21 protein-coding genes and 5 tRNA genes are annotated in these 20,565 nt (G+C 70.5%); 19 read left to right on the top strand and 7 right to left on the bottom strand.

Annotated elements, in window-relative coordinates:
* Positions 1-2,319 (bottom strand): nitrate- and nitrite sensing domain-containing protein (locus B9S57_RS30305; RefSeq protein ID WP_146057828.1); only part of this gene is annotated, 2,319 nt, incomplete at its 3' end.
* Positions 2,320-2,927: 608 nt separating this feature from the next.
* Between B9S57_RS30305 and B9S57_RS30300 the strand changes: the two genes are divergently transcribed.
* The 9 genes from B9S57_RS30300 (at position 2,928) to B9S57_RS30260 (ending at position 7,065) form a co-directional block, all read left to right on the top strand.
* Entirely contained in the window at positions 2,928-3,110 is a 183-nt protein-coding gene (locus tag B9S57_RS30300; RefSeq protein WP_103760365.1) for a hypothetical protein, read from the top strand.
* Between the two features lie 290 nt (positions 3,111-3,400).
* Positions 3,401-4,177, top strand: a complete 777-nt coding sequence (locus B9S57_RS30295; RefSeq protein WP_103760364.1) for a fumarylacetoacetate hydrolase family protein — start codon at positions 3,401-3,403, stop codon at positions 4,175-4,177.
* Complete coding sequence (gene gltX / locus B9S57_RS30290; protein WP_103760363.1) at positions 4,170-5,651, top strand: glutamate--tRNA ligase; 1,482 nt, start codon at positions 4,170-4,172, stop codon at positions 5,649-5,651. The genes B9S57_RS30295 and gltX overlap by 8 nt, the downstream gene beginning before the upstream one ends.
* A 111-nt stretch (positions 5,652-5,762) precedes the next feature.
* The gene (locus B9S57_RS30285) at positions 5,763-6,482 is read left to right on the top strand and encodes an HAD family hydrolase (protein WP_103760362.1); all 720 of its coding nucleotides are present in this window, start codon (positions 5,763-5,765) and stop codon (positions 6,480-6,482) included.
* A gap of 85 nt (positions 6,483-6,567) precedes the next feature.
* A tRNA-Gln gene (locus tag B9S57_RS30280) sits at positions 6,568-6,639 on the top strand.
* Positions 6,640-6,658: 19 nt separating this feature from the next.
* Positions 6,659-6,731: transfer RNA gene (locus tag B9S57_RS30275), tRNA-Glu, on the top strand.
* A gap of 85 nt (positions 6,732-6,816) precedes the next feature.
* Positions 6,817-6,889: transfer RNA gene (locus B9S57_RS30270), tRNA-Glu, on the top strand.
* A gap of 12 nt (positions 6,890-6,901) precedes the next feature.
* A tRNA-Gln gene (locus tag B9S57_RS30265) sits at positions 6,902-6,973 on the top strand.
* A 19-nt stretch (positions 6,974-6,992) separates the two neighbouring features.
* A tRNA-Glu gene (locus B9S57_RS30260) sits at positions 6,993-7,065 on the top strand.
* A 172-nt stretch (positions 7,066-7,237) separates the two neighbouring features.
* On the opposite strand, the gene ndgR is transcribed toward B9S57_RS30260, so the two are convergent.
* Positions 7,238-7,954 carry an IclR family transcriptional regulator NdgR gene (gene ndgR / locus B9S57_RS30255; RefSeq protein WP_033303994.1) on the bottom strand — a complete coding sequence of 239 codons (717 nt, stop codon included), beginning with the start codon at positions 7,952-7,954 and terminating at the stop codon, positions 7,238-7,240.
* A 173-nt stretch (positions 7,955-8,127) separates the two neighbouring features.
* On the opposite strand from ndgR, the gene leuC reads away from it, so the two are divergent.
* The 4 genes from leuC to B9S57_RS30235 all read left to right on the top strand — a co-directional run bounded on the left by leuC (position 8,128) and on the right by B9S57_RS30235 (position 11,276).
* Positions 8,128-9,552 (top strand): 3-isopropylmalate dehydratase large subunit, encoded by a 1,425-nt coding sequence (gene leuC, locus B9S57_RS30250; protein ID WP_103760361.1) that lies wholly within the window; start codon positions 8,128-8,130, stop codon positions 9,550-9,552.
* A gap of 5 nt (positions 9,553-9,557) precedes the next feature.
* The gene (leuD, locus tag B9S57_RS30245) at positions 9,558-10,151 is read left to right on the top strand and encodes a 3-isopropylmalate dehydratase small subunit (RefSeq protein WP_103760360.1); all 594 of its coding nucleotides are present in this window, start codon (positions 9,558-9,560) and stop codon (positions 10,149-10,151) included.
* 104 nt (positions 10,152-10,255) lie between these two features.
* Positions 10,256-10,483 carry a hypothetical protein gene (locus tag B9S57_RS30240; RefSeq protein ID WP_103760359.1) on the top strand — a complete coding sequence of 76 codons (228 nt, stop codon included), beginning with the start codon at positions 10,256-10,258 and terminating at the stop codon, positions 10,481-10,483.
* 142 nt (positions 10,484-10,625) lie between these two features.
* On the top strand, positions 10,626-11,276 hold the full coding sequence (locus B9S57_RS30235; RefSeq protein WP_103760358.1) for an HU family DNA-binding protein: 651 nt from the start codon (positions 10,626-10,628) through the stop codon (positions 11,274-11,276).
* 114 nt (positions 11,277-11,390) lie between these two features.
* On the opposite strand, the gene B9S57_RS30230 is transcribed toward B9S57_RS30235, so the two are convergent.
* Together B9S57_RS30230 and cofC are read right to left on the bottom strand one after the other, a co-directional pair.
* Complete coding sequence (locus B9S57_RS30230; RefSeq protein WP_103760357.1) at positions 11,391-11,594, bottom strand: hypothetical protein; 204 nt, start codon at positions 11,592-11,594, stop codon at positions 11,391-11,393.
* Between the two features lie 10 nt (positions 11,595-11,604).
* Positions 11,605-12,288, bottom strand: coding sequence for a 2-phospho-L-lactate guanylyltransferase (gene cofC, locus B9S57_RS30225; protein WP_103760356.1), 684 nt, complete (start codon positions 12,286-12,288; stop codon positions 11,605-11,607).
* A gap of 150 nt (positions 12,289-12,438) precedes the next feature.
* Here cofC and B9S57_RS30220 point away from each other — a divergent pair, with 150 nt between their 5' ends.
* The 3 genes from B9S57_RS30220 to B9S57_RS30210 are packed head-to-tail and all read left to right on the top strand — an operon-like array spanning position 12,439 to position 15,417.
* Positions 12,439-13,191 (top strand): 1-acyl-sn-glycerol-3-phosphate acyltransferase, encoded by a 753-nt coding sequence (locus B9S57_RS30220; RefSeq protein ID WP_103760355.1) that lies wholly within the window; start codon positions 12,439-12,441, stop codon positions 13,189-13,191.
* Entirely contained in the window at positions 13,188-14,198 is a 1,011-nt protein-coding gene (locus B9S57_RS30215; protein ID WP_103760354.1) for an NAD(P)H-dependent glycerol-3-phosphate dehydrogenase, read from the top strand. The genes B9S57_RS30220 and B9S57_RS30215 overlap by 4 nt, the downstream gene beginning before the upstream one ends.
* 34 nt (positions 14,199-14,232) lie before the next feature.
* Positions 14,233-15,417, top strand: a complete 1,185-nt coding sequence (locus tag B9S57_RS30210; RefSeq protein ID WP_103760353.1) for a D-alanine--D-alanine ligase family protein — start codon at positions 14,233-14,235, stop codon at positions 15,415-15,417.
* 36 nt (positions 15,418-15,453) lie between these two features.
* Here B9S57_RS30210 and B9S57_RS30205 read toward each other — a convergent pair whose 3' ends face one another.
* Positions 15,454-15,945: a DUF3515 domain-containing protein gene (locus B9S57_RS30205; protein WP_103760352.1), complete on the bottom strand. Its 492-nt coding sequence runs from the start codon at positions 15,943-15,945 to the stop codon at positions 15,454-15,456.
* Positions 15,946-15,965: 20 nt separating this feature from the next.
* Positions 15,966-16,199 (bottom strand): Lrp/AsnC family transcriptional regulator, encoded by a 234-nt coding sequence (locus B9S57_RS30200; protein WP_056791028.1) that lies wholly within the window; start codon positions 16,197-16,199, stop codon positions 15,966-15,968.
* Positions 16,200-16,519: 320 nt separating this feature from the next.
* Between B9S57_RS30200 and B9S57_RS30195 the strand changes: the two genes are divergently transcribed.
* Positions 16,520-17,488 carry a thiamine-phosphate kinase gene (locus tag B9S57_RS30195; protein ID WP_103760351.1) on the top strand — a complete coding sequence of 323 codons (969 nt, stop codon included), beginning with the start codon at positions 16,520-16,522 and terminating at the stop codon, positions 17,486-17,488.
* 73 nt (positions 17,489-17,561) lie between these two features.
* Positions 17,562-18,380 carry a bifunctional hydroxymethylpyrimidine kinase/phosphomethylpyrimidine kinase gene (gene thiD / locus B9S57_RS30190; RefSeq protein WP_103760350.1) on the top strand — a complete coding sequence of 273 codons (819 nt, stop codon included), beginning with the start codon at positions 17,562-17,564 and terminating at the stop codon, positions 18,378-18,380.
* 74 nt (positions 18,381-18,454) lie between these two features.
* On the opposite strand, the gene rpmB is transcribed toward thiD, so the two are convergent.
* Positions 18,455-18,640, bottom strand: a complete 186-nt coding sequence (rpmB, locus tag B9S57_RS30185; protein ID WP_003965989.1) for a 50S ribosomal protein L28 — start codon at positions 18,638-18,640, stop codon at positions 18,455-18,457.
* Between the two features lie 255 nt (positions 18,641-18,895).
* Here rpmB and B9S57_RS30180 point away from each other — a divergent pair, with 255 nt between their 5' ends.
* A complete protein-coding gene (locus B9S57_RS30180; RefSeq protein WP_103760349.1) occupies positions 18,896-20,515 on the top strand; it encodes a DAK2 domain-containing protein in 1,620 nt (539 codons plus the stop codon).
* The last annotated feature ends 50 nt before the right edge of the window (positions 20,516-20,565 follow it).

The raw sequence follows: 20,565 nt of genomic DNA, 5'->3' as shown, positions 1-20,565 counted from the left end.
CCCGCGCGGAGCGCTCGATCCCAGCCCCTTGGCGGGAGCGGCGGCGGGACCGGCGAGTCCGGGACGCTGGCCACCCGCGGCGGCGGGAGCGCCGCCGGCGAGGAGACCACCCGGGGCGCCGCCCTGCTGGCCCGTGCCCTGCTGGCCGGGCTTGGCAGGCTGCCTGCCGCCGTGCGCGACCTCCATGGGCAGCATGACCAGCGCGGTCGTGCCGCCGGAGTCCGAAGGGCGCAGCTGGATGCGGATGCCGTGACGCAGGGACAGCCGGCCGACCACGAACAGACCCATGCGCCGGGACACCGAGACGTCCACGGTGGGCGGCGAGGCGAGCCGCTCGTTGATCGCGGCCAGGTCCTCGGGGGAGAGGCCGATACCGGTGTCGTGGATCTCGACGAGCACGCGGCCGTCGGGCAGCGCGTGACCGGTGACCCGGACCTTCGTCTGTGGCGAGGAGAACGACGTGGCGTTCTCCAGCAGCTCGGCGAGGAGGTGCACGAGGTCGTTGACCACGCGGCCGGCGACCTCGGTGGCCGGGACCGCGGCCAGTTCGATGCGCTCGTACTGCTCCACCTCGGAGGCGGCGGCACGGAGCACGTCGACCAGCGGCACGGGGCGGGTCCACCGGCGGCCCGGCTCTTCGCCCGCGAGGACGAGGAGGTTCTCGCCGTTACGGCGCATACGGGTCGCGAGGTGGTCGAGCTTGAACAGCGAGGAGAGCTGGTCCGGGTCGGCCTCGCGGGACTCCAGCTCGGAGATGAGGGAGAGCTGCCTCTGGATGAGGCCCTGGCTGCGCCGCGAGAGGTTGGTGAACATCGCGTTGACGTTGCCTCGCAGCAGCGCCTGCTCGGCGGCCAGACGGACCGCCTCGCGGTGCACGTCGTCGAAGGCCGCGGCCACCTGGCCGATCTCGTCCCGGGAGTGCACACCGACCGACTCGACGGAGGTGTCGACGTCCTGCGGGTCCGTCTCGGAGAGCTGCTTGACGAGCTCGGGCAGCCGGTCCTGGGCGACCCGGGTCGCGGTGTCCTGCAGCCGCCGCAGCGAGCGGATCATGGACCGCGCCACCACGAAGGCGCCGACCAGTGACACGCCGAGGACGATCAGGATGACCGCACCGTTGAGGATCGCGTCGCGCTGCGACTCCTCACGGAGCTCGCGGGCCTTGCTCTCCATCTCACCGAGGAGCGTCTCCTCGATGGTCTTCATGGCCTGGATCTTGTTGGAGCTCTGGTCGTACCAGTCCATGTACGTACGGGTCTTGCCGCTGCCCTCCATGCCCAGGGGGCTGTCGAGCACCTTCTTCGCGTACATGTCGGCGGCGGTGATCTCGGGATTCCCGTTGTCCAGCGGCGCCAGCAGTTCGGCGGAGCTCTTGCCGGTGGACTCGTAGGTCGTCTCGAAGGTCTTGAGGGTCGTGCTCGCCTTGCCCAGCGCGTTGCGGCCGAACGCCTGGTCGTTGTCGTTCAGGTGGGTCTTGTTGCTGTCACCGCCCGGCAGCGCCGCGGCGATGATCGCGCGCTCGACGGAGGCGTACTCCTTGGAGGAGGAGAAGGCGGCCAGCGCACGGGTGCGCTTGATCATTTCCGGGTTGCTGGTGGCCTGCGCCATGTCCTGGGACAGGCTCAGCAGCGAGGTGATCAGCTGGCTGTACTGGTCGACCGTGTTGAGACTGGGGCTGTTGCCGGCGTAGGCGTCCTTGCGGATGCTGGTGATGTTGCCCAGCTGGATGCCGATCTGGCTGACACTCGCGTGGATGCTGTCCAGGGCCGCGTCGCCGGGGGTGTTGCCTATCTCGTCGGTCGCCTCGAAGAAGGCGTCCTTGGCGCGGTCGGTGCGCTCCCGGGGCTGCGTGACCTTGTAGTCGGTGGCCTTCACGCCGTTGGACAGCGGGCCTGCCGACTTGTCGCGCTCCTCCTGGAGCGCGTTGGCGAGCGCGGTCGCCTGCTTGGTCATCCTGGTCAGCAGCTGCATGTGCTCCAGCTGGTCCATGTCGTTCATGGACTCGTTGATCCGCAGCCCGCCCAGGGTGGTCGCCGCGACCACGGGGAGAGCGAGCAGGGAGACCAGACGGGTGCTGATGCGCCAGTTGCGCAGGGCTATGCGCGAGCCGGCGGTGGTGGGGCCGGTCTGACCGGGGGGCGCCACGACGTCCGGACCGCCGGTGCTCGTCGTGCCGGAGCGCTGCGCGCGGTCGCCGCCGTCACCGGCCGCACCGGGGTTCTGGGCGTGCTGGGGCGAGGAACCGCGGTCGTTCCCGCCGCGCGGCTCCTGATCCGCCGGAGTTTCCCCTCGGCCCTGGCGGGGCTGGGGCGACCCCATGCCATCCCTCTTGAAACGTCCCTGCACTAGCGTCGCAACCTCTGGACCAGGCGTCCCTCCGCGCGTGGCGCGACGGGACGGTGTCGGCGTCGTGGGGCGCTGGACGCGCCCCATGGTGGTCGTGAATGACCGGCGTACTTCCCCCTCCCGCCGCCACTCGGCGCTGCGTTGCGCCCCTGCGCACTGGGCCTGAAACCCGCGGCGGTGCGTGGAATTCCAGCACAGTGGAGGATCTCCAACAAGGCCCGCGTACCGGGCTGTGACCTGGATGACACGGTGTGATGGGTGAGTAACAAGGTGTGGAGCGTGTTCAGGGTCAAACCGGGCAATTATGGGTGCGCCCTCCAGGTGTGGCGGGTGTCCCAGTCGCCATGATCGGGAGCGGAATGCCGGGTTCAGTGACGTATTGTCGGTTTTGCATCCCGCGATCAACTGTCTGGAATGGGCCTTTTGTCCGCAACTTCGTGAGCAAACTCACATGATGATCGCCGTCTCATCCCGGCCACGTCCGGGAATCGGATGTTTAGCCTGACGCTTTACAGGGATAGCGAATCCGACAACCGGCGTACCTCCGGGCAGCGCCCCAGCGACAAGGGTCCATACGGCAGATGAAGACGACGATGATTTTCCGCAACATCGCCAACCCCCGGCGCACGACGCTGGCGCACCTCGCGGACGCCGAAGCGCTGCAGACGCCGGAGCAGCGGGAGCACGCCGTCGATCTGCCCACCCAGACGGCCAACCCCCGCCGCACCATCCTCATGGACGCCCCGGTCGCGACGGCGCAGTAGCCGCCGCCTGCCCGGCGCCCCGCGCGAGGCTGTCCTCTTTTTTCTCGCTTCTCGCGCACGTCGGCTCCTCGCCGACGGGAGCCCGCCACGTCGCGACACCCGGCAGGCCGCTCCCGGCGGTGCCGAAAGCCCCGGCAGCCCCGGCAGTACCGGCCGCCCGGGCTTTCCGCCGTGATGCGGCCACAGGCACGGGGCGGCGCTCCGGAATGGGGCGGACCTCGCCGGGCGAGAGGCGATAGCCTGGAGCGTCAGTCTTCAGCCAGCCAGTAAGTGAGGGGCGACAGCATCCCGTGCGCATCGCCAGGTTCTCCATCGACGGCAATGTCGCCTTCGGCGCGGTCGAGGGCGACAGCCCCGACAGCCTCGTCCTCGACATCATCAAGGGCATCCCGTACACCGACTTCGAACTCTCCGGGACCAAGGTCCCGCTGAAGAAGGTCCGGCTGCTGCCGCCTGTGCTCCCCAACAAGGTCGTGGCCATCGGCCGCAACTACGCCGAGCACGCCGCCGAGATGGGCAACGAGGTCCCGGATGTGCCCGTCGCCTTCTTCAAGCCGACCACCTCGGTGATCGGTGCCGGCGACTCCATCGAGTACCCCTCCTTCTCCGAGGAACTGCACCACGAGGCCGAGCTGGCCGTGGTGATCGGCCGCATGTGCCGCGAGGTCCCGCGCGAGCGCGTCAAGGACGTCGTCTTCGGCTACACCTGCGCCAACGACGTCACCGCGCGCGACGTCCAGCGGCGCGAGAGCCAGTGGGCCCGGGCGAAGGGGTTCGACACCTCCTGCCCCCTCGGACCCTGGGTGGAGACGGACGTCGACCCCGGTGACCTGGCGATCCAGGCCACGGTCAACGGCGAGCAGCGACAACTCGGCCGCACGAGCGACATGATCCGCTCCGTCGAGGACCTGGTCGTCCACATCACGGAAGCGATGACCCTGCTCCCGGGCGACGTGATCCTCACCGGGACCCCCGCAGGGGTCGGCCCCCTGCACGTCGGCGACGAGGTCGCCGTCACCATCGAAGGCATCGGCACTCTCACCAACAAGGTGATCAAGCGTGGTTAACGCACCAGTCGCACCTGTACGTGTACGTTTCTGTCCCTCCCCGACCGGCAACCCCCACGTGGGCCTGGTCCGTACCGCCCTCTTCAACTGGGCCTTCGCCCGACACCACCAGGGCACGCTGGTCTTCCGTATCGAGGACACCGACGCGGCCCGGGACTCCGAGGAGTCCTACGGCCAGCTGCTGGACTCGATGCGCTGGCTCGGCCTGGACTGGGACGAGGGCCCCGAGGTCGGCGGCCCGCACGCCCCGTACCGCCAGTCGCAGCGCATGGACCTCTACAGGGACGTCGCGGAGAAGCTCCTGGCCGCGGGCCACGCGTATCACTGCTACTGCACCACCGAGGAGCTCGACACCCGTCGCGACGCGGCTCGCGCCGCCGGCAAGCCCTCGGGCTACGACGGCCACTGCCGCGACCTGAGCGCCGAGCAGAAGACCGCGTACGAGGCCGAGGGCCGTACCGCGATCGTCCGCTTCCGGATGCCCGACGAGGCGATCACCTTCACCGACCTGGTCCGCGGCGACATCACGGTCCAGCCCGAGAACGTGCCGGACTACGGCATCGTCCGCGCCAACGGTGCTCCCCTCTACACGCTCGTCAACCCCGTCGACGACGCGCTGATGGAGATCACCCACGTCCTGCGCGGCGAGGACCTGCTCTCCTCCACCCCGCGCCAGATCGCCCTCTACCGGGCGCTCATCGAGCTGGGCATCGCCAAGGACACCCCGGCCTTCGGCCACCTCCCTTACGTCATGGGGGAGGGCAACAAGAAGCTCTCCAAGCGTGACCCGCAGGCCTCGCTCAACCTCTACCGTGAGCGCGGCTTCCTGCCCGAGGGGCTGCTCAACTACCTGTCGCTGCTCGGCTGGTCGATCGCCGAGGACCGCGACATCTTCGGCCGGGACGAGTTGGTCGCGGCGTTCGACATCGCCGACGTCAACGCCAACCCGGCACGCTTCGACCTGAAGAAGGCCGAGCACATCAACGCCGAGCACCTGCGGATGCTCGACGTGAAGACCTTCACCGAGGCCTGCGGCCCCTGGCTGAAGGCGCCGTTCGCCCCCTGGGCGCCCGAGGCCTTCGACGCGGAGCAGTTCGCCGAGATCGCGCCCCACGCCCAGACCCGTGTGACGGTTCTCTCGGACATCACGGCCAACGTCGACTTCCTCTTCCTGGACGAGCCGGTCCACGACGAGGCGTCCTGGGCGAAGGCGATGAAGGAGGGCTCCGACGCCCTGCTCGTCACGGCCCGCGCCGAACTGACCGCCGCCGAGTGGAACGCCGAGGCGCTGAAGAACGCCGTCCTCACCGCCGGCGAGAAGCACGGTCTGAAGCTCGGCAAGGCGCAGGCCCCGGTCCGCGTCGCCGTCACGGGCCGCACGGTCGGCCTGCCGCTCTTCGAGTCGCTGGAGATCCTGGGCCGTGACAGGACGATCGCCCGCATCGACGCGGCGCTGGCGAAGCTCGCCGCGTAACGGGTCGTACGCGTGACGCCGGAGGCCGGGCTCCCTGTGGGGAGCCCGGCCTCCGGCGTTCGCGGTCCGGGGCCACCCCGTGGGAGCGGCCCGGGAGGTAGGTTCGCCCCCATGACGATCCGCGCGGTGCTCTGGGACATCGACGACACGATCTTCGACTACTCCGGCGCCGACCGCGCCGGGATGCGCAAGCACCTGGAGATCGAGGGGCTGCCCGCGGCGTACAGGTCCCCGGAGCACGCGCTCGACGTCTGGAAGGCCGTCACGGACGTGCAGTGGGCACGTTTCGCCGCGGGGGAGCTCGACTTCCAGCAGCAGCGCAGGGAGCGCGTCCGGGCCTTTCTGGGGCGGTGGCTGAGCGACGTGGAGGCCGACGGCTGGTTCGGACGGCACGCGGGCCACTACGAGGCCTCCTGGGCCCTGTTCCCCGACACCGTCCCGGTCCTCGACCGGCTGGCAGGGAGCTTCCGGCACGCCGTCCTGTCGAACTCGACCGTCCACCACCAGGACCGCAAGCTGCGCGCCCTCGGCGTCCGTGACCGCTTCGAGGCGGTGGTGTGCGCCGCCGAACTGGGGATCTCCAAGCCGGAGGCGGGCGCCTTCCACGCGGCCTGCCAGGCACTGGAGCTCGACCCGCACGAGGTGGCGTACGTGGGGAACGAGCCCGACATCGATGCTGCCGGCGCGGTGGCCGCCGGGCTCACCGGGATCTGGCTGGACAGGGAAGGACAGGGCGGACGCCCCGAGCTCGTGCGGATCACCGGCCTCGACGAGCTTCCCGGCTTGCTGGCAGGCAATACCCGTTTTGGAGCGCCGGACACCTTCAGGTAATGTTCTTCCTGCGCCACCGGAGCGGGCCGAAAGATCCGGCCGGGAAGCGCAGACAGAAACAGAACCCCCAGGGGTTGCGTTTCAGTGGGCTATGGTGTAATTGGCAACACTACGGTTTCTGGTACCGTCATTCTAGGTTCGAGTCCTGGTAGCCCAGCGCAAGACCGAAGTAACAAGCCCCCGTTGTGTAGCGGCCTAGCACGCTGCCCTCTCACGGCAGTAGCGCCGGTTCGAATCCGGTCGGGGGTACAGATCCATCCCGCATGAACATTCGGGTCGCACCCACGTTCCTGCGGTGAAATCATCCGACTGACGTCGGGTGAGGATCGCCAGGGCCCCCGTTGTGTAGCGGCCTAGCACGCTGCCCTCTCACGGCAGTAGCGCCGGTTCGAATCCGGTCGGGGGTACTTGTCACACCATGGGCTATGGTGTAATTGGCAACACTACGGTTTCTGGTACCGTCATTCTAGGTTCGAGTCCTGGTAGCCCAGCGCAAGACCGAAGTAACAAGCCCCCGTTGTGTAGCGGCCTAGCACGCTGCCCTCTCACGGCAGTAGCGCCGGTTCGAATCCGGTCGGGGGTACAACACAGCGGTACGGAAAGGCCCTTCACTTCGGTGAGGGGCCTTCTGCGTGTACGCGCGACGAGCGCTCCCGCCGGAGTTGAGTGCGGGTGAGAGCCCATCTCGGGTGCGTGACGCGTGACTTGGGCCGCCACGACGCTGGGGCGGCCAGGAGAGGGTGAGGTGAGGGGATTCAGCCCGTGCGACGCAGTGCCTCGCTCAGTCGTGCGGCCGAGTCGATGATGGCCTGCGCGTGCATCCTGCCCGGGTGGCGGGTGAGCCGCTCGATCGGGCCGGAGACGGAGACCGCGGCGACCACCCGGTTCGACGGCCCGCGCACCGGCGCCGAGACCGAGGCCACGCCGGGCTCGCGCTCGCCGATCGACTGGGCCCAGCCCCGCCGCCGTACACCGGAGAGGGCCGTGGCCGTGAAGCGGGCGCCCTGCAGGCCCCGGTGCAGGCGCTCCGGCTCCTCCCAGGCCATCAGGATCTGGGCGGAGGAGCCCGCCTTCATCGTGAGCGTGGAGCCGACCGGCACGGTGTCCCGCAGTCCGGACAGGCGCTCCGCCGCCGCCACGCAGATCCGCATGTCGCCCTGCCGGCGGTAGAGCTGCGCGCTCTCGCCGGTGATGTCGCGCAGATGTGTGAGTACGGGTCCGGCCGTCGCCAGGAGGCGGTCCTCGCCGGCCGCTGCCGCGAGCTCCGCGAGCCGGGGGCCGAGAATGAAACGGCCCTGCATGTCCCTCGCCACCATGCGGTGGTGTTCGAGTGCCACGGCGAGTCTGTGTGCCGTGGGTCGTGCGAGCCCTGTCGCCGCGACCAGCCCGGCGAGGGTGGCCGGACCGGACTCCAGGGCGCTCAATACCAGAGCTGCCTTGTCGAGAACGCCGACGCCGCTAGAGTTGTCCATACGACGATACTCGCGTCTCACTCTGTGAAACGCAAGTTCAATTTTCCCCGGAAGTTGCGAACCTGTAGAGGCAGCCGTACAACGGCCCGCAGCCACCGCCCCGCTCGGGGGTCCGGACGGCGGCACCCGAATCTCTAGTTGGGCCGGCGAAGACGCCGGTCGGAGGGAAAGCGATGGGTAGGACACTCGCGGAGAAGGTCTGGGACGACCACGTCGTCCGGCGCGCCGATGGTGAGCCCGACCTCCTCTTCATCGATCTGCACCTGCTGCACGAGGTGACCAGCCCGCAGGCGTTCGACGGCCTGCGCCAGGCCGGCCGGCCGGTGCGGCGTCTCGACCTCACCATCGCCACCGAGGACCACAACACCCCGACCCTCGACATCGACAAGCCGATCGCGGACCCGGTCTCCCGCGCCCAGTTGGAGACCCTGCGCAAGAACTGCGCGGAGTTCGGCGTCCGGCTGCACCCGCTGGGTGACGTCGAGCAGGGTGTCGTGCACGTGGTCGGCCCGCAGCTGGGACTGACCCAGCCCGGCACCACGGTCGTCTGCGGCGACTCGCACACCTCCACGCACGGCGCGTTCGGAGCGCTGGCCTTCGGTATCGGCACCAGCCAGGTCGAGCACGTCCTGGCCACCCAGACGCTGCCCCTGGCCCGCCCCCGGACCATGGCGATCACCGTCGAGGGCGAACTCCCCGACAGCGTCACCGCCAAGGACCTCATCCTGGCCATCATCGCCCGGATCGGCACCGGCGGCGGACAGGGCTACATCCTGGAGTACCGCGGCTCCGCCATCGAGAAGCTCTCGATGGAGGCCCGGATGACCATCTGCAACATGTCGATCGAGGCCGGCGCCCGTGCGGGCATGATCGCCCCCGACGAGACCACCTTCGCCTACCTCCGGGGCCGTGACCACGCGCCCCGGGGCGAGGAGTGGGACGCCGCGGTGGAGTACTGGAAGACGCTGCGCACCGACGACGACGCCGTATTCGACGCCGAGGTCGTCATCGACGGCGCCTCGCTGGCTCCGTTCGTCACCTGGGGCACCAACCCCGGCCAGGGCGCACCCCTGTCGGCGAACGTCCCCGACCCCTCTTCGTACGAGGACGCCTCGGAGCGCTACGCCGCCGAAAAGGCCCTGGAGTACATGGGGTTGACCGCCGGCCAGCCGCTGCGCGAGATCAACGTGGACACGGTGTTCGTAGGTTCCTGCACCAACGGACGCATCGAGGACCTGCGCAACGCGGCCTCGATCATGGACGGCCGCAAAGTCGCCGACGGTGTACGGATGCTGGTCGTCCCGGGCTCCGTCCGGGTCGCCCTCCAGGCGGTCGAGGAGGGCCTGGACAAGGTCTTCACCGCCGCCGGCGCCGAATGGCGGCACGCGGGGTGCTCGATGTGCCTCGGCATGAACCCCGACCAGCTGGCCCCCGGCGAGCGCTCCGCCTCCACCTCGAACCGCAACTTCGAGGGCCGGCAGGGCAAGGGCGGCCGCACTCACCTGGTCTCCCCGCAGGTCGCCGCCGCCACCGCCGTGCTGGGCCACCTGGCCTCGCCCGCCGATCTGTCCGACGACCGCACGCCTGCCGGAGTCTGAGAGCCATGGAAGCATTCACCGCACACACCGGCCGGGCCGTCCCGCTGCGCCGCAGCAACGTGGACACCGACCAGATCATCCCCGCCCACTGGCTGAAGAAGGTCACCCGCGACGGTTTCGAGGACGGGCTCTTCGAGGCCTGGCGCAAGGACGAGAACTTCGTCCTCAACCGCCCCGAGCGCAAGGGCGCCTCGGTTCTGGTCGCCGGGCCCGACTTCGGTACGGGTTCCTCGCGTGAGCACGCGGTCTGGGCCCTGCAGAACTTCGGCTTCAAGGCCGTCATCTCCTCCCGGTTCGCCGACATCTTCCGCGGCAACTCCCTGAAGAACGGTCTGTTGACCGTCGTCCTGGACCAGAAGGTCGTCGACAGCCTCTGGGAGCTCACCGAGGCCGACCCGACGGCCGAGGTCACCGTCGACCTCGAGAGGCGCCAGGTCCTCGCGGAGGGCATCACGGCCGACTTCGAGCTCGACGAGAACGCCCGCTGGCGGCTGCTGAACGGGCTGGACGACATCAGCCTCACTCTTCAGAACGAAGCGGACATTGCGACTTATGAGGCGGCCCGGCCGGCCCACAAGCCGCGCACGATTGACGCCTGAGCAGCGCTTTTCCCGAACTGCGCCTCCTGCCTTCCGGCAGGGGGCGCAGTCGCTTGTTGAGACCCCCTCGGGCGACAACTCGCCCCAGATGGCACAATCGGTGCATGGAACGCGACAGCCAACTCGAGCTCTATGGCCTCGTCGCCGACCGACTGAAAGAAGCGCACGCAAAGGTGCGCGCACTGCAAGTCCCGGAGGGCGTACGGATGGCGCTGTCCCGGAAGCTGCTGGTCGTCACGGCTGCGGCTAAGCACGATCTCCCAGGCGCGGCAAGGCGTCTGGACCGGTTGATGAAGGACCTCGATGAGGGCCGATTCCCCGAAGGTGACTGACTCTGCGGACAGCGCAGCGGTCGACTTCGTTGCGGCACTAGGGTGATTAGCCCGTTTCGTGTTTGATTTGCGGTATATATCTGCCTAACGTGCGAAAAAGCCTGAACAGTTTCGTTCCGGCAATGTCTCCGAAGGGGAAGACGTGAACAAGGCGCAGCTCGTAGAAGCGATTGCCGACAAGGTCGGCGGCCGTCAGCAGGCCGCAGACGCTGTCGACGTGGTACTCGACGCGATCGTCCGTGCGGTCGTCGCGGGGGACCGTGTCTCGGTCACCGGCTTCGGATCGTTCGAGAAGGTCGACCGCCCCGCCCGGTACGCCCGCAACCCCCAGACGGGCGAGCGCGTACGGGTCAAGAAGACCTCCGTCCCCCGTTTCCGTGCGGGACAGGGGTTCAAGGACCTGGTCAGCGGCTCGAAGAAGCTCCCCAAGAACGACGTGGCCGTCAAGAAGGCACCCAAGGGAAGCCTCTCGGGCGGTTCTTCCACCCGCACGACGGCGAAGGCGGCCGCGAAGAAGGCCACCGCCAAGAAGACCACCGCGGCGAAGAAGGCCACGGCCGCGAAGAAGACCACCGCGGCGAAGAAGACCACCGCGAAGAAGACCACGGCCGCGGCCAAGAAGACCACGGCGGCCGCGAAGAAGGCGACGCCGGCGAAGAAGGCGACGGCCACGAAGAAGACCGTCGCCGCCAAGACGGCGCCCGCCAAGAAGACCACGGCGAAGAAGGCGCCCGCGAAGAAGACCACGGCACGCAAGACCACAGCCAAGAAGGTCACCGCACGCAAGAAGTGAGACCGGGCGGCACCGCTCGTTCCTCATACGCGCCGGGCCGGGCTCCCCTCGGGGAGCCCGGCCCGCGGGCTGTCCGGGAGCCGCTTCCGGGCGACCGCGGTGCCACGGCGTGGTTCAGAGGGTCTGGAGTGTCACCAGGGTGATCCGCAGCGAGGTGCCGGCGCCCTCGGTCTCGATCCGCACCCGCTGCCCCGGACGCAGCAGCCGCAGGCCCCCCGCGTCGAAGGCGGGTGCGTCGAAGTCCACCGGGGTGCCGTCGTCGAGCAGGACGCTGCCGGTGCGGGTCTCGGAGTCGTACGTGTACGAGGTCGCCTGCATGTGCGGCAGCCTATCGGTCCCCGGCGGGCGCCACCGGGGCTGCCAGCCCCGCGGTGAACCGCCCCACGCCCAGCGCGAGCGCCGCCCCCAGGTCGTCGCCCGTGTCCACGTCCCTGCGGACCGAGTCGAGGCCGGGCAGCGCGACCTCCACCGCACCCGACGCCAGATGCCGTGCCCGTGACGCCCCGCCGAAGGCCGGGCGCAATTCCACCCCGGGCGCCGAGGAAAGAAATGTCGTGCCGATTCCCTGGGCATCGCTGACGAATGCGCGCGGAAATGCGGAAGAGAATTCGAGCACCCGCGCCAATTCGTCCGGACGCAATGCCGGGAGATCCGCGTTCAGGACGGCCACCGCCGCACCCCCGCGCCGGGCGAGCGCCGCCCGCGCGCCGTGCTCCAGCGCGGCGTTGAGCCCTGCCGCCGGGGTGTCGGCCACCGCGCGGGCGCCGAGCGCGGCCAGCGCCGCCCCGGCCACCGGGTCGTCCGTGACGACCACCACATCTCCCACCGCCTGGCAGGACAGCGCCGCTGACACGGTGTCCTGCGCGAACGCCAGGGCCAGCCGCGGACGCAGAGCCCCGCCCACCGCCCGGCCGAGCCTGCTCTTGGCCCGTGCGAGCGGTTTCAGCGGGACGACCAGGGACCAGGGGCCGGTCGGGTCGGTGTTCGTGGCGATCTCCCCCTCCGTACGCATCAGCCCATATTCTCGCCTGCCGGTACGACAACCCGGAGGTCCGCCCCCACAGGTGAGGCGTACGGTGTTCTCCACACAGCAGGGGCCCCGGGGCGAGGCAGCACGAGCGCCGGCCCCGCAGCAGCACAGTTCCTAGAGGAAGGCGTCCGAGTGTCCCGCCGCAGAATCGGCTTCTGGTACCGCCTGGCGGCGGTCATCGCAAAACCGCCCCTGGTGGTTCTGTTCAAGCGGGACTGGCGGGGAATGGAACACATTCCGGCCGATGGCGGATTCATCACCGCGGTCAATCACAACTCGTACCTGGACCCGCTGTCGTACGGGCACTTCCAGTACAACACCGGACGTGTCCCGCGGCTCCTCGCGAAGGCCGGACTGTTCCGGACGCCCTTCGTCGGAATGATCCTGCGCGGCACCGGCCAGATCCCCGTCTACCGCGAGACGACCAATGCGCTCGACGCCTTCCGCGCCGCCGTCGACGCCATCGAGCGGGGCGAATGCGTGGCCTTCTACCCGGAGGGCACCCTCACCCGCGACCCCGACATGTGGCCGATGGCCGGCAAGACCGGCGCCGCCCGGGTCGCGCTGATGACCAAGGCCCCGGTCATCCCCGTCGCCCAGTGGGGCGCCAACCTCGCGATGCCGCCCTACGCCAAGGAGAACAAGCTCCAGCTGTTCCCCCGGAAGACCCTGCGGGTGCAGGCCGGGCCGCCGGTCGACCTCACCCGCTACTACGGCCTCGAGCCGACGCCCGAGATCCTGCGCCAGGCGACCGAGACCATCATGGCCGCCGTCACCGCCCAGCTCGAGGAGGTCCGCGGGGAGAAGGCCCCCGCCGAGCTCTACGATCACCGCAGGGCCCGCGCCGAACAGCGGCGCAAGGCAGAGGGAAAGGGATCGACGTGACGCACCCCGCCAAGGCGGCCGTCTTCGGAACCGGCTCATGGGGTACGGCCTTCGCCATGATCCTCGCCGACGCCGGCTGCGAGGTCACTCTCTGGGGCCGTCGCGCCGAGGTCGTCGAGACCGTCAACAGGACCCGCACCAACCCGGGCTACCTGCCGGGCGTCGAACTGCCCGCCTCGGTGCGGGCCACGACCGACCCCGCCGAGGCGCTGCGCGGCGCCGACTTCGCCGTCCTGGTCGTGCCGTCCCAGACGCTGCGCGCCAACCTCGCCGACTGGGCGCCCCACCTGGAGCCCCACACCGTGCTCGTCTCCCTCATGAAGGGCGTCGAACTCGGCACCGCCAAGCGGATGAGCGAGGTCATCGAGGACGTCACCCACGTCACCCCGGACCGCATCGCCGTCATCACCGGCCCCAACCTGGCCAAGGAGATCGCCGGACGCCGCCCCGCCGCGGCCGTCGTCGCCTGCGCGGACGAAGACGTCGCCCAGCGCCTCCAGGCCGCCTGCCACACTCCGTACTTCCGGCCGTACACCAACACCGACGTGGTCGGCTGCGAGCTCGGCGGCGCCGTGAAGAACGTCATCGGCCTCGCTGTGGGCATCGCCGACGGCATGGGCCTCGGGGACAACGCCAAGGGCTCCCTCATCACCCGGGGCCTCGCCGAGACCACCCGCCTGGGGCTGGCCATGGGCGCCGACCCGCTGACCTTCTCCGGACTGGCCGGACTGGGCGACCTGGTGGCCACCTGCTCCTCGCCGCTCTCGCGCAACCACACCTTCGGTACCAACCTCGGGCGGGGCATGACCCTGCAGGAGACCGTCGCCGTCACCAGCCAGACCGCCGAGGGCGTCAAGTCCTGCGAATCCGTGCTCGATCTGGCGCGCAGGCACGGCGTCGACATGCCGATCACCGAGACGGTCGTCGGCATCGTCCACGAGGGCAAGTCCCCGGTCGTCGCGCTCAAGGAGCTGATGTCGCGCAGCGCCAAGCCCGAGCGGCGCTGACGCGGGGCCTACCAGCAGGTACGCTCATCGCGATATGAGCAGCCAGAACCTCCCCCAGAGCACTGAGAGTCCCCTGAGCTCCGAGCGGAGCTCCGAGCCGGGCCGTAAGCCGCGCGTCGCCGTCGTGTTCGGCGGCCGGAGCTCCGAACACGGCATCTCGGTCGTCACGGCCGGCGCCATCATGAGCGCCATCGACCGGACGAAGTACGACGTCCTGCCGATCGGGATCACCAGGGACGGACGCTGGGCCCTCACGTCCGACGACCCGGCCCGCATGGCCATCACGGACCGGCAGGTGCCCGAAGTGGACCAGCTGGCCGAGTCCGCGAAGGGCGTCGTGACGCTCTCCGTCGACCCCGGCAACCGTGACGTCGTCGTCGGCGAACCCGGTGCGGTGCCCACGGCCCTGGGCGAGGTCGACGTCGTCTTCCCGATGCTGCACGGTCCTTACGGCGAGGACGGCACGCTCCAGGGGCTCCTGGAGCTCTCCGGCGTGCCCTACGTCGGTGCCGGTGTCCTGTCCTCGGCCGTCGGCCAGGACAAGGAGTACATGAAACGGGTGTTCACCTCCTTCGGGCTCCCGGTCGGCCCCTACGAGGTCGTCCGCCCCCGGGAGTGGGAGTCGGACCGCGCCGCCGCCCGCAAGCGCATCATGGAGTTCGCGGCCGAGAACGGCTGGCCGCTCTTCGTGAAGCCCGCCCGCGGCGGCTCATCCATGGGCATCACCAAGGTCGACGACGCCGCCGGCCTCGACGAGGCGATCGAGGAGGCCCGCCGGCACGACCCCAAGTTCCTCGTGGAGTCCCTGCTGCGCGGCCGGGAGATCGAGTGCGGCGTGCTGGAGTTCGAGGACGGACCGCGCGCCAGCGTGCCCGCGGAGATCCCGCCCGTCACCGCGCACGACTTCTACGACTTCGAGGCCAAGTACATCGACTCGGCGGCCGGCCTGGTTCCCGCACCGCTCACCGGGGAGCAGACCGCCGAGGTCCAGCGGCTCGCCGTCCAGGCCTTCGAGGCGGCCTCCTGCGAGGGGCTGGTCCGCGCCGACTTCTTCCTCACCGAGGACGGCACGTTCGTCATCAACGAGATCAACACCATGCCGGGGTTCACCCCGATCTCCATGTATCCCCGCATGTGGCAGGCGAGCGGAGTCGAGTACCCGGAGCTGGTGGACCGGCTGATCACGGCCGCGCTGAACCGCTCCACCGGCCTGCGCTGACCCCGGCCGGGAGGGCTGCCCCGCGCGGGGCAGCCCTCAGAGGCTGTCGGGGACCGTCTTCTTCACCGGCACGGCGAACGCGGACAGCGGGGTGATGTCATGGGCGTACTCCGTCCCCAGCGTCACCTCGACGTACGCCTCGCGGTACGTGGTGGTGAAGCGGGGGCCGGCGTCAGCGCCATCGGGTTGCTCCAGCAGCCAGTTGACGCCGTCCGCGTCGACGGCCTTCGCCTGGGAATCGTCCATCCTCGCGGGCCGGGGGACACCGCAGCGCAGTACGATCGCCCCGTCCCCCCAGCCGGCGGTCAGGTCCGAATCCGGCGAGGGATCACTCCGTTCCAGACCGGCCACGGTCTCCGGCAGTACCGCGTGCAGTTTCTCGCAGTACCCGGCGGCCTCCGACGGCGGCGTGGGAACCTCCACCGAGGGCCCGCCACCGCCGGAACAGCCCGCCGCGGCCAGGACGAACAGGGCGGCGGACGGGGCGAGGACACGTGAGCGGGCGGACCGGCGGCGGGTGTGAGTCACCGGACCAGCGTAGACAGGGGTCAGAGGTGGACGACCGGGCAGGTCAGGGTACGCGTGATGCCGTCCACCTGCTGGACCTTGGCGACCACCATGCGGCCGAGCGCGTCGACCGTGTCGGCCTGAGCGCGCACGATCACGTCGTAGGGGCCTGTGACGTCCTCTGCCTGGATCACTCCCGGGAGCTTGGCGATGGTCTCGGCGACGATCGACGCCTTGCCCACCTCGGTCTGGATGAGAATGTACGCCTGTACCACGGAACCTCCAGAGCGGCCACGAGGATCATGTGGGGGAAAGGGACGCCACGTTATCGCGTCGCCCCCGGCCACGGGGAGACCTATGGGCCGGTTGACACCCAGGGCGTGGCGTACGCACCACAGAAGTTGACGTATCTCTTGACGGTACCGACAGCAGTGGGGGCTCGCGACCGCAAGCCCGCCGGTGCGGAAGGGGGACGGTGATGCCCGTACGTCCCGGGGTCGTCGGCCCCGGTGGGCCGCCCGTCCACGATCCGGACCTCCGGCCGCTGAAGCTGCCCGGACAGGTGTCCGGTGCGATAGATGAGAGGTGAGACTCGGTGAAGGGAACCGTGGGCGAGTTGGGGGAGTTCGGGCTCATCAGAGAGCTCACGTCCCGGCTCACCACCACTCCGGCGGTGCGGCTCGGACCCGGCGACGACGCCGCGGTCGTGGCCGCACCCGACCGCAGGGTCGTGGCCAGTACGGACATCCTGCTGGAAGGGCGGCACTTCCGCCGCGACTGGTCGACGGCGTACGACGTCGGCCGCAAGGCCGCCGCCCAGAACCTCGCCGACATCGCGGCCATGGGCGCCGTGCCCACCGCGCTGCTGCTCGGCCTCGTCGTGCCGGCCGACCTGCCGGTCACCTGGGCCGCCGAGCTGATGGACGGACTGCGCGACGAATGCCAGGTCGCCGGTGCGGCCGTGGTCGGCGGTGACGTCGTCGGGGGCGACACCATCACCGTCGCGATCACCGCGCTCGGCGACCTCCGCAACCACGAACCCGTCACCCGGGCCGGAGCCCGGCCCGGCGACGTCGTTGCCGTGACCGGATGGCTCGGCTGGTCCGCCGCCGGATTCGCCGTGCTCTCCCGGGGGTTCCGCTCGCCGCGTGCCTTCGTCGAGGCCCACCGGCGCCCCGAACCGCCGTACCACGCGGGCCCCGCGGCGGCCGGGCTGGGCGCCACGGCCATGACCGACGTCAGCGACGGGCTCGTCGCCGACCTCGGGCACATCGCCGAGGCCAGCAAGGTCCGCATAGACCTGCGGTCCGGCCTGATCGACATCCCCTCGCAGATGTCCGACATCGGGCAGGCCGTCGGGGTCGACCCGCTGCAGTGGGTGCTCACCGGGGGAGAGGACCACGCGATCGTGGCGACCTTCCCGGCCGACGTGAAGCTCCCCGCACGCTGGAAGGTCATCGGAGAGGTCCTCAACCCGTCGGCGCTGCCCCACGTCACCGTCGACGGGGCGCCCTGGACGAGCAAGGGCGGCTGGGACCATTTCGGATCCATCGAGGACGCCTAGGGCGTGCTGGGGAAGTCCCGCCCGCCCTCCGGGCGGACGGCGCTCCCCAGCGCGCCCTAGTAGATTCCGGGGCATGACAGCACCTGCCCCGATACCGCCCCGTGTCCTCACCGTCGCCGGATCAGACTCCGGCGGCGGTGCGGGCATCCAGGCCGACCTGAAGACGATGCTGGCCCTCGGCACCCACGGCATGAGCGTGCTGACCGTGGTGACCGCCCAGAACTCGCTGGGCGTCCAGGGCGCCTGGGAACTCCCGGCGGACGCCGTACGCGCCCAGTACCGGAGCGTCGTCGACGACATCGGCGTCCAGGCGGTGAAGACCGGCATGCTGTCCTCGGCCGCGCTGGTCGACACCGTCGCCGAACTCCTCGCCGGGACCGGCGCACCTGTCGTCGTCGACCCTGTCGGCGTCTCCAAGCACGGGGACGCGCTGCTGGCCGCCGAAGCCCTCGACTCCGTACGCACGAAGCTGCTGCCCGTCGCCACGGTCGCCACCCCGAACCTCGACGAGGTGACCCAGCTCACGGGCGTCACCGTCACCGACGAGCCCGGAATGCGGCGGGCCGCCGCGGAGATCCTCTCCTACGGGCCGCGCTGGGTGGTCATCAAGGGTGGCCACCTGCCCGGTGAGGCCGTGGACCTGCTGACGGACGGCGGCGAGGAGCACTGGTTCCGCGCGCCGAGGCTCGACAACCGCCACACCCACGGCACGGGCTGCACCCTCGCCTCCGCCATCGCGTGCGGACTCGCCCGCGGCCAGGACGTGGAGACGGCCGTGCGGGGCGCGAAGGAGTACGTCACCGGCGCCATCCGGGCCGGCTTCGCGCTGGGCGGCGGCATCGGCCCCGTCGACCACGGCTGGGCCACGCGTCCCGCCCCCGCCTCACACTGAGCACAGCAAAAAGCCGGTCCACCGAGGTGGACCGGCTTTTTGGGCAACCGGAAGGCTGCGCTACGACGGGAACGTCAGCGCGCGACCTTGCCGGCCTTGATGCACGAGGTGCAGACGTTGAGCCGCTTCGGCGTCCGCCCGACCACGGCACGCACGCGCTGGATGTTGGGATTCCAGCGACGGGACGTACGGCGGTGCGAGTGCGAAATGCTGTTGCCGAAGCTCGGCCCCTTGCCGCAAACGTCGCAGTTGGCAGCCACGGGTCACTCCAAAGACTTCAGATGCACTTACAGTGAATTCCGGCGCGCCGGAATCATTTTACTGAAGTGGCGGTACCGGAGGAATGGCCCGACTCTCGCCGGGCAACCGAAGCAGCATACAACGGCTGCGTCGGAGATACGAAACTACCACGGCTGCCCGGGCACTCCGTCCCGCACCTCTGCCCGCCGGGCTCCCGCGCCCGGACTACCCTGCGGTGCGGCCAGCCCCCACGGCCGCCCCAAGGAGGACCAACGGTGCCGCAGACCCCCGACGATCTCGACGCCGTCGCGGTGCGCACCTGGTGCTCACTGGCTCTGGAGGCACTCGGCCGCGAGCGGGCGGCCATCGACGCCATCAACGTCTATCCCGTCGCCGACGGGGACACCGGCACCAACCTGTACCTCACCGTCGAGTCGGCTGCCGCGGCCGTCGAAGCGGTCTTCGCCGCCCATGAGACCGGCTCCACGGCCCCCGCCCCCGCCGACGCCGTACGGGCCATGGCGCACGGCGCGCTGATCGGCGCCCGGGGCAACTCCGGGACGATCCTGGCCCAGCTCCTGCGGGGCATGGCCGGGGTGCTGTCCGAGTCGGGTGACGCGGATCACCTGCGGGCCGCTTTGACCGAGGCCGCGACCGCGGCGCGGCAGGCCGTCGCCCACCCCGTCGAGGGCACCGTGCTCACCGTCGCCACCGCCGCCGCCGAGGCGGCCGGGGCCACCGGGGGCACCCGCCTCACGGACGTGCTCGACGCGGCGTACGACGCAGCGCGCACGGCCCTGGCGGCCACCCCCGGACAGCTCGCCGCCCTCGGGCGCGCGGGCGTCGTGGACGCGGGCGGACAGGGTCTGGTGACCGTGCTCGGAGCGCTGCTGGAAGCGGTCGGCGGACGGGCGCAGGAGCGCGGCGTCCGGCCCGCCCCCGAGCACGCGCCCCTCACCGGCGACTGCGCCGACGCGGGTCCGGACGGCGGCCCCGCCTTCGAGGTCATCTTCCTGCTGGAGGCATCCGACGACGCGGTCGCCCGGCTGCGGAGCCGGCTGGACGCCCTGGGGGACTCCCTCGTCGTGGTCGGCGGGGACGGCCTGTGGAACGTCCACGTCCACGTCGACGACGCGGGGGCCGCCGTCGAGGCCGGGGTCGAGGCCGGCCGGCCCTACCGGATCCGGATCACCCACTTCGCCGCCGACCGGGGCGCCACCCACCGGGAACCCGCCCAGCGCGCCGTCGTCGTGGTCGTACCGGGCGACGGACTCTCCGGCCTGTGCGCCGAGGCCGGCGCGACCACCGTGCTGGCACGCCCCGGGGAGCCGCCCGCCAGCGGCGAACTGGTCGACGCCATCCGCCGGGCCCACGCCCGCGAAGTGGTCCTGCTGCCCAACGACGCACAACTGCGCCACACCGCCGCCGCGGCCGCCGAGCAGGCCAGGGCGGAGGGCATCCGCGTCGCACTGGTCCCCACCCGCGCCGCGGTCCAGGGCATCGCCGCGCTCGCCGTCCACGAACCCGACCGCAGCTTCGACGAGGACGTCGTCGCGATGACCTCGGCGGCCGGAGCCACCCGCTACGCCGAACTCGCCGTCGCCGAGCGGCAGTCGTGGACCATGGCGGGAATCTGCCAGGCCGGCGACATCCTCGGTCTGATCGACGGGGACGTCGCCGTCATCGGACAGGACGTCCCGGACACGGCCCGCACGGTCCTGGACCGGATGCTCTCGGCCGGCGGCGAACTCGTCACCCTGGTCCTCGGCGAGGACGTCCCCGACGCCCTGGCCGACGAGCTCGGCGCGTACATCCGCGAGGGCCACCTCGCCGTCGACACGGTCGTCTACCGGGGCGGGCACCAGGCGGCGCCCCTGCTCATCGGCGTCGAGTGACACCTCCCGGGGCGCGGCGCCCGGCGACATCTGTCAGTGGCGTGGTGTGC

It is taken from the genome of Streptomyces sp. SM10, from assembly GCF_002910915.1.
Taxonomy (GTDB): Bacteria; Actinomycetota; Actinomycetes; order Streptomycetales; family Streptomycetaceae; genus Streptomyces.
This window is presented reverse-complemented; position numbering and strand designations above follow the sequence as displayed.

What these genes read in the sequence shown, in the direction of transcription:
- B9S57_RS30300 (WP_103760365.1), top strand. Translation starts at nt 2,928, where the DNA reads ATGAAGACGACGATGATTTTCCGCAACATCGCCAACCCCCGGCGCACG.
- B9S57_RS30285 (WP_103760362.1), top strand. Translation starts at nt 5,763, where the DNA reads ATGACGATCCGCGCGGTGCTCTGGGACATCGACGACACGATCTTCGAC.
- ndgR (WP_033303994.1), bottom strand. Translation starts at nt 7,954, where the DNA reads ATGGACAACTCTAGCGGCGTCGGCGTTCTCGACAAGGCAGCTCTGGTA.
- leuC (WP_103760361.1), top strand. Translation starts at nt 8,128, where the DNA reads ATGGGTAGGACACTCGCGGAGAAGGTCTGGGACGACCACGTCGTCCGG.
- leuD (WP_103760360.1), top strand. Translation starts at nt 9,558, where the DNA reads ATGGAAGCATTCACCGCACACACCGGCCGGGCCGTCCCGCTGCGCCGC.
- B9S57_RS30240 (WP_103760359.1), top strand. Translation starts at nt 10,256, where the DNA reads ATGGAACGCGACAGCCAACTCGAGCTCTATGGCCTCGTCGCCGACCGA.
- B9S57_RS30230 (WP_103760357.1), bottom strand. Translation starts at nt 11,594, where the DNA reads ATGCAGGCGACCTCGTACACGTACGACTCCGAGACCCGCACCGGCAGC.
- cofC (WP_103760356.1), bottom strand. Translation starts at nt 12,288, where the DNA reads ATGCGTACGGAGGGGGAGATCGCCACGAACACCGACCCGACCGGCCCC.
- B9S57_RS30210 (WP_103760353.1), top strand. Translation starts at nt 14,233, where the DNA reads ATGAGCAGCCAGAACCTCCCCCAGAGCACTGAGAGTCCCCTGAGCTCC.
- thiD (WP_103760350.1), top strand. Translation starts at nt 17,562, where the DNA reads ATGACAGCACCTGCCCCGATACCGCCCCGTGTCCTCACCGTCGCCGGA.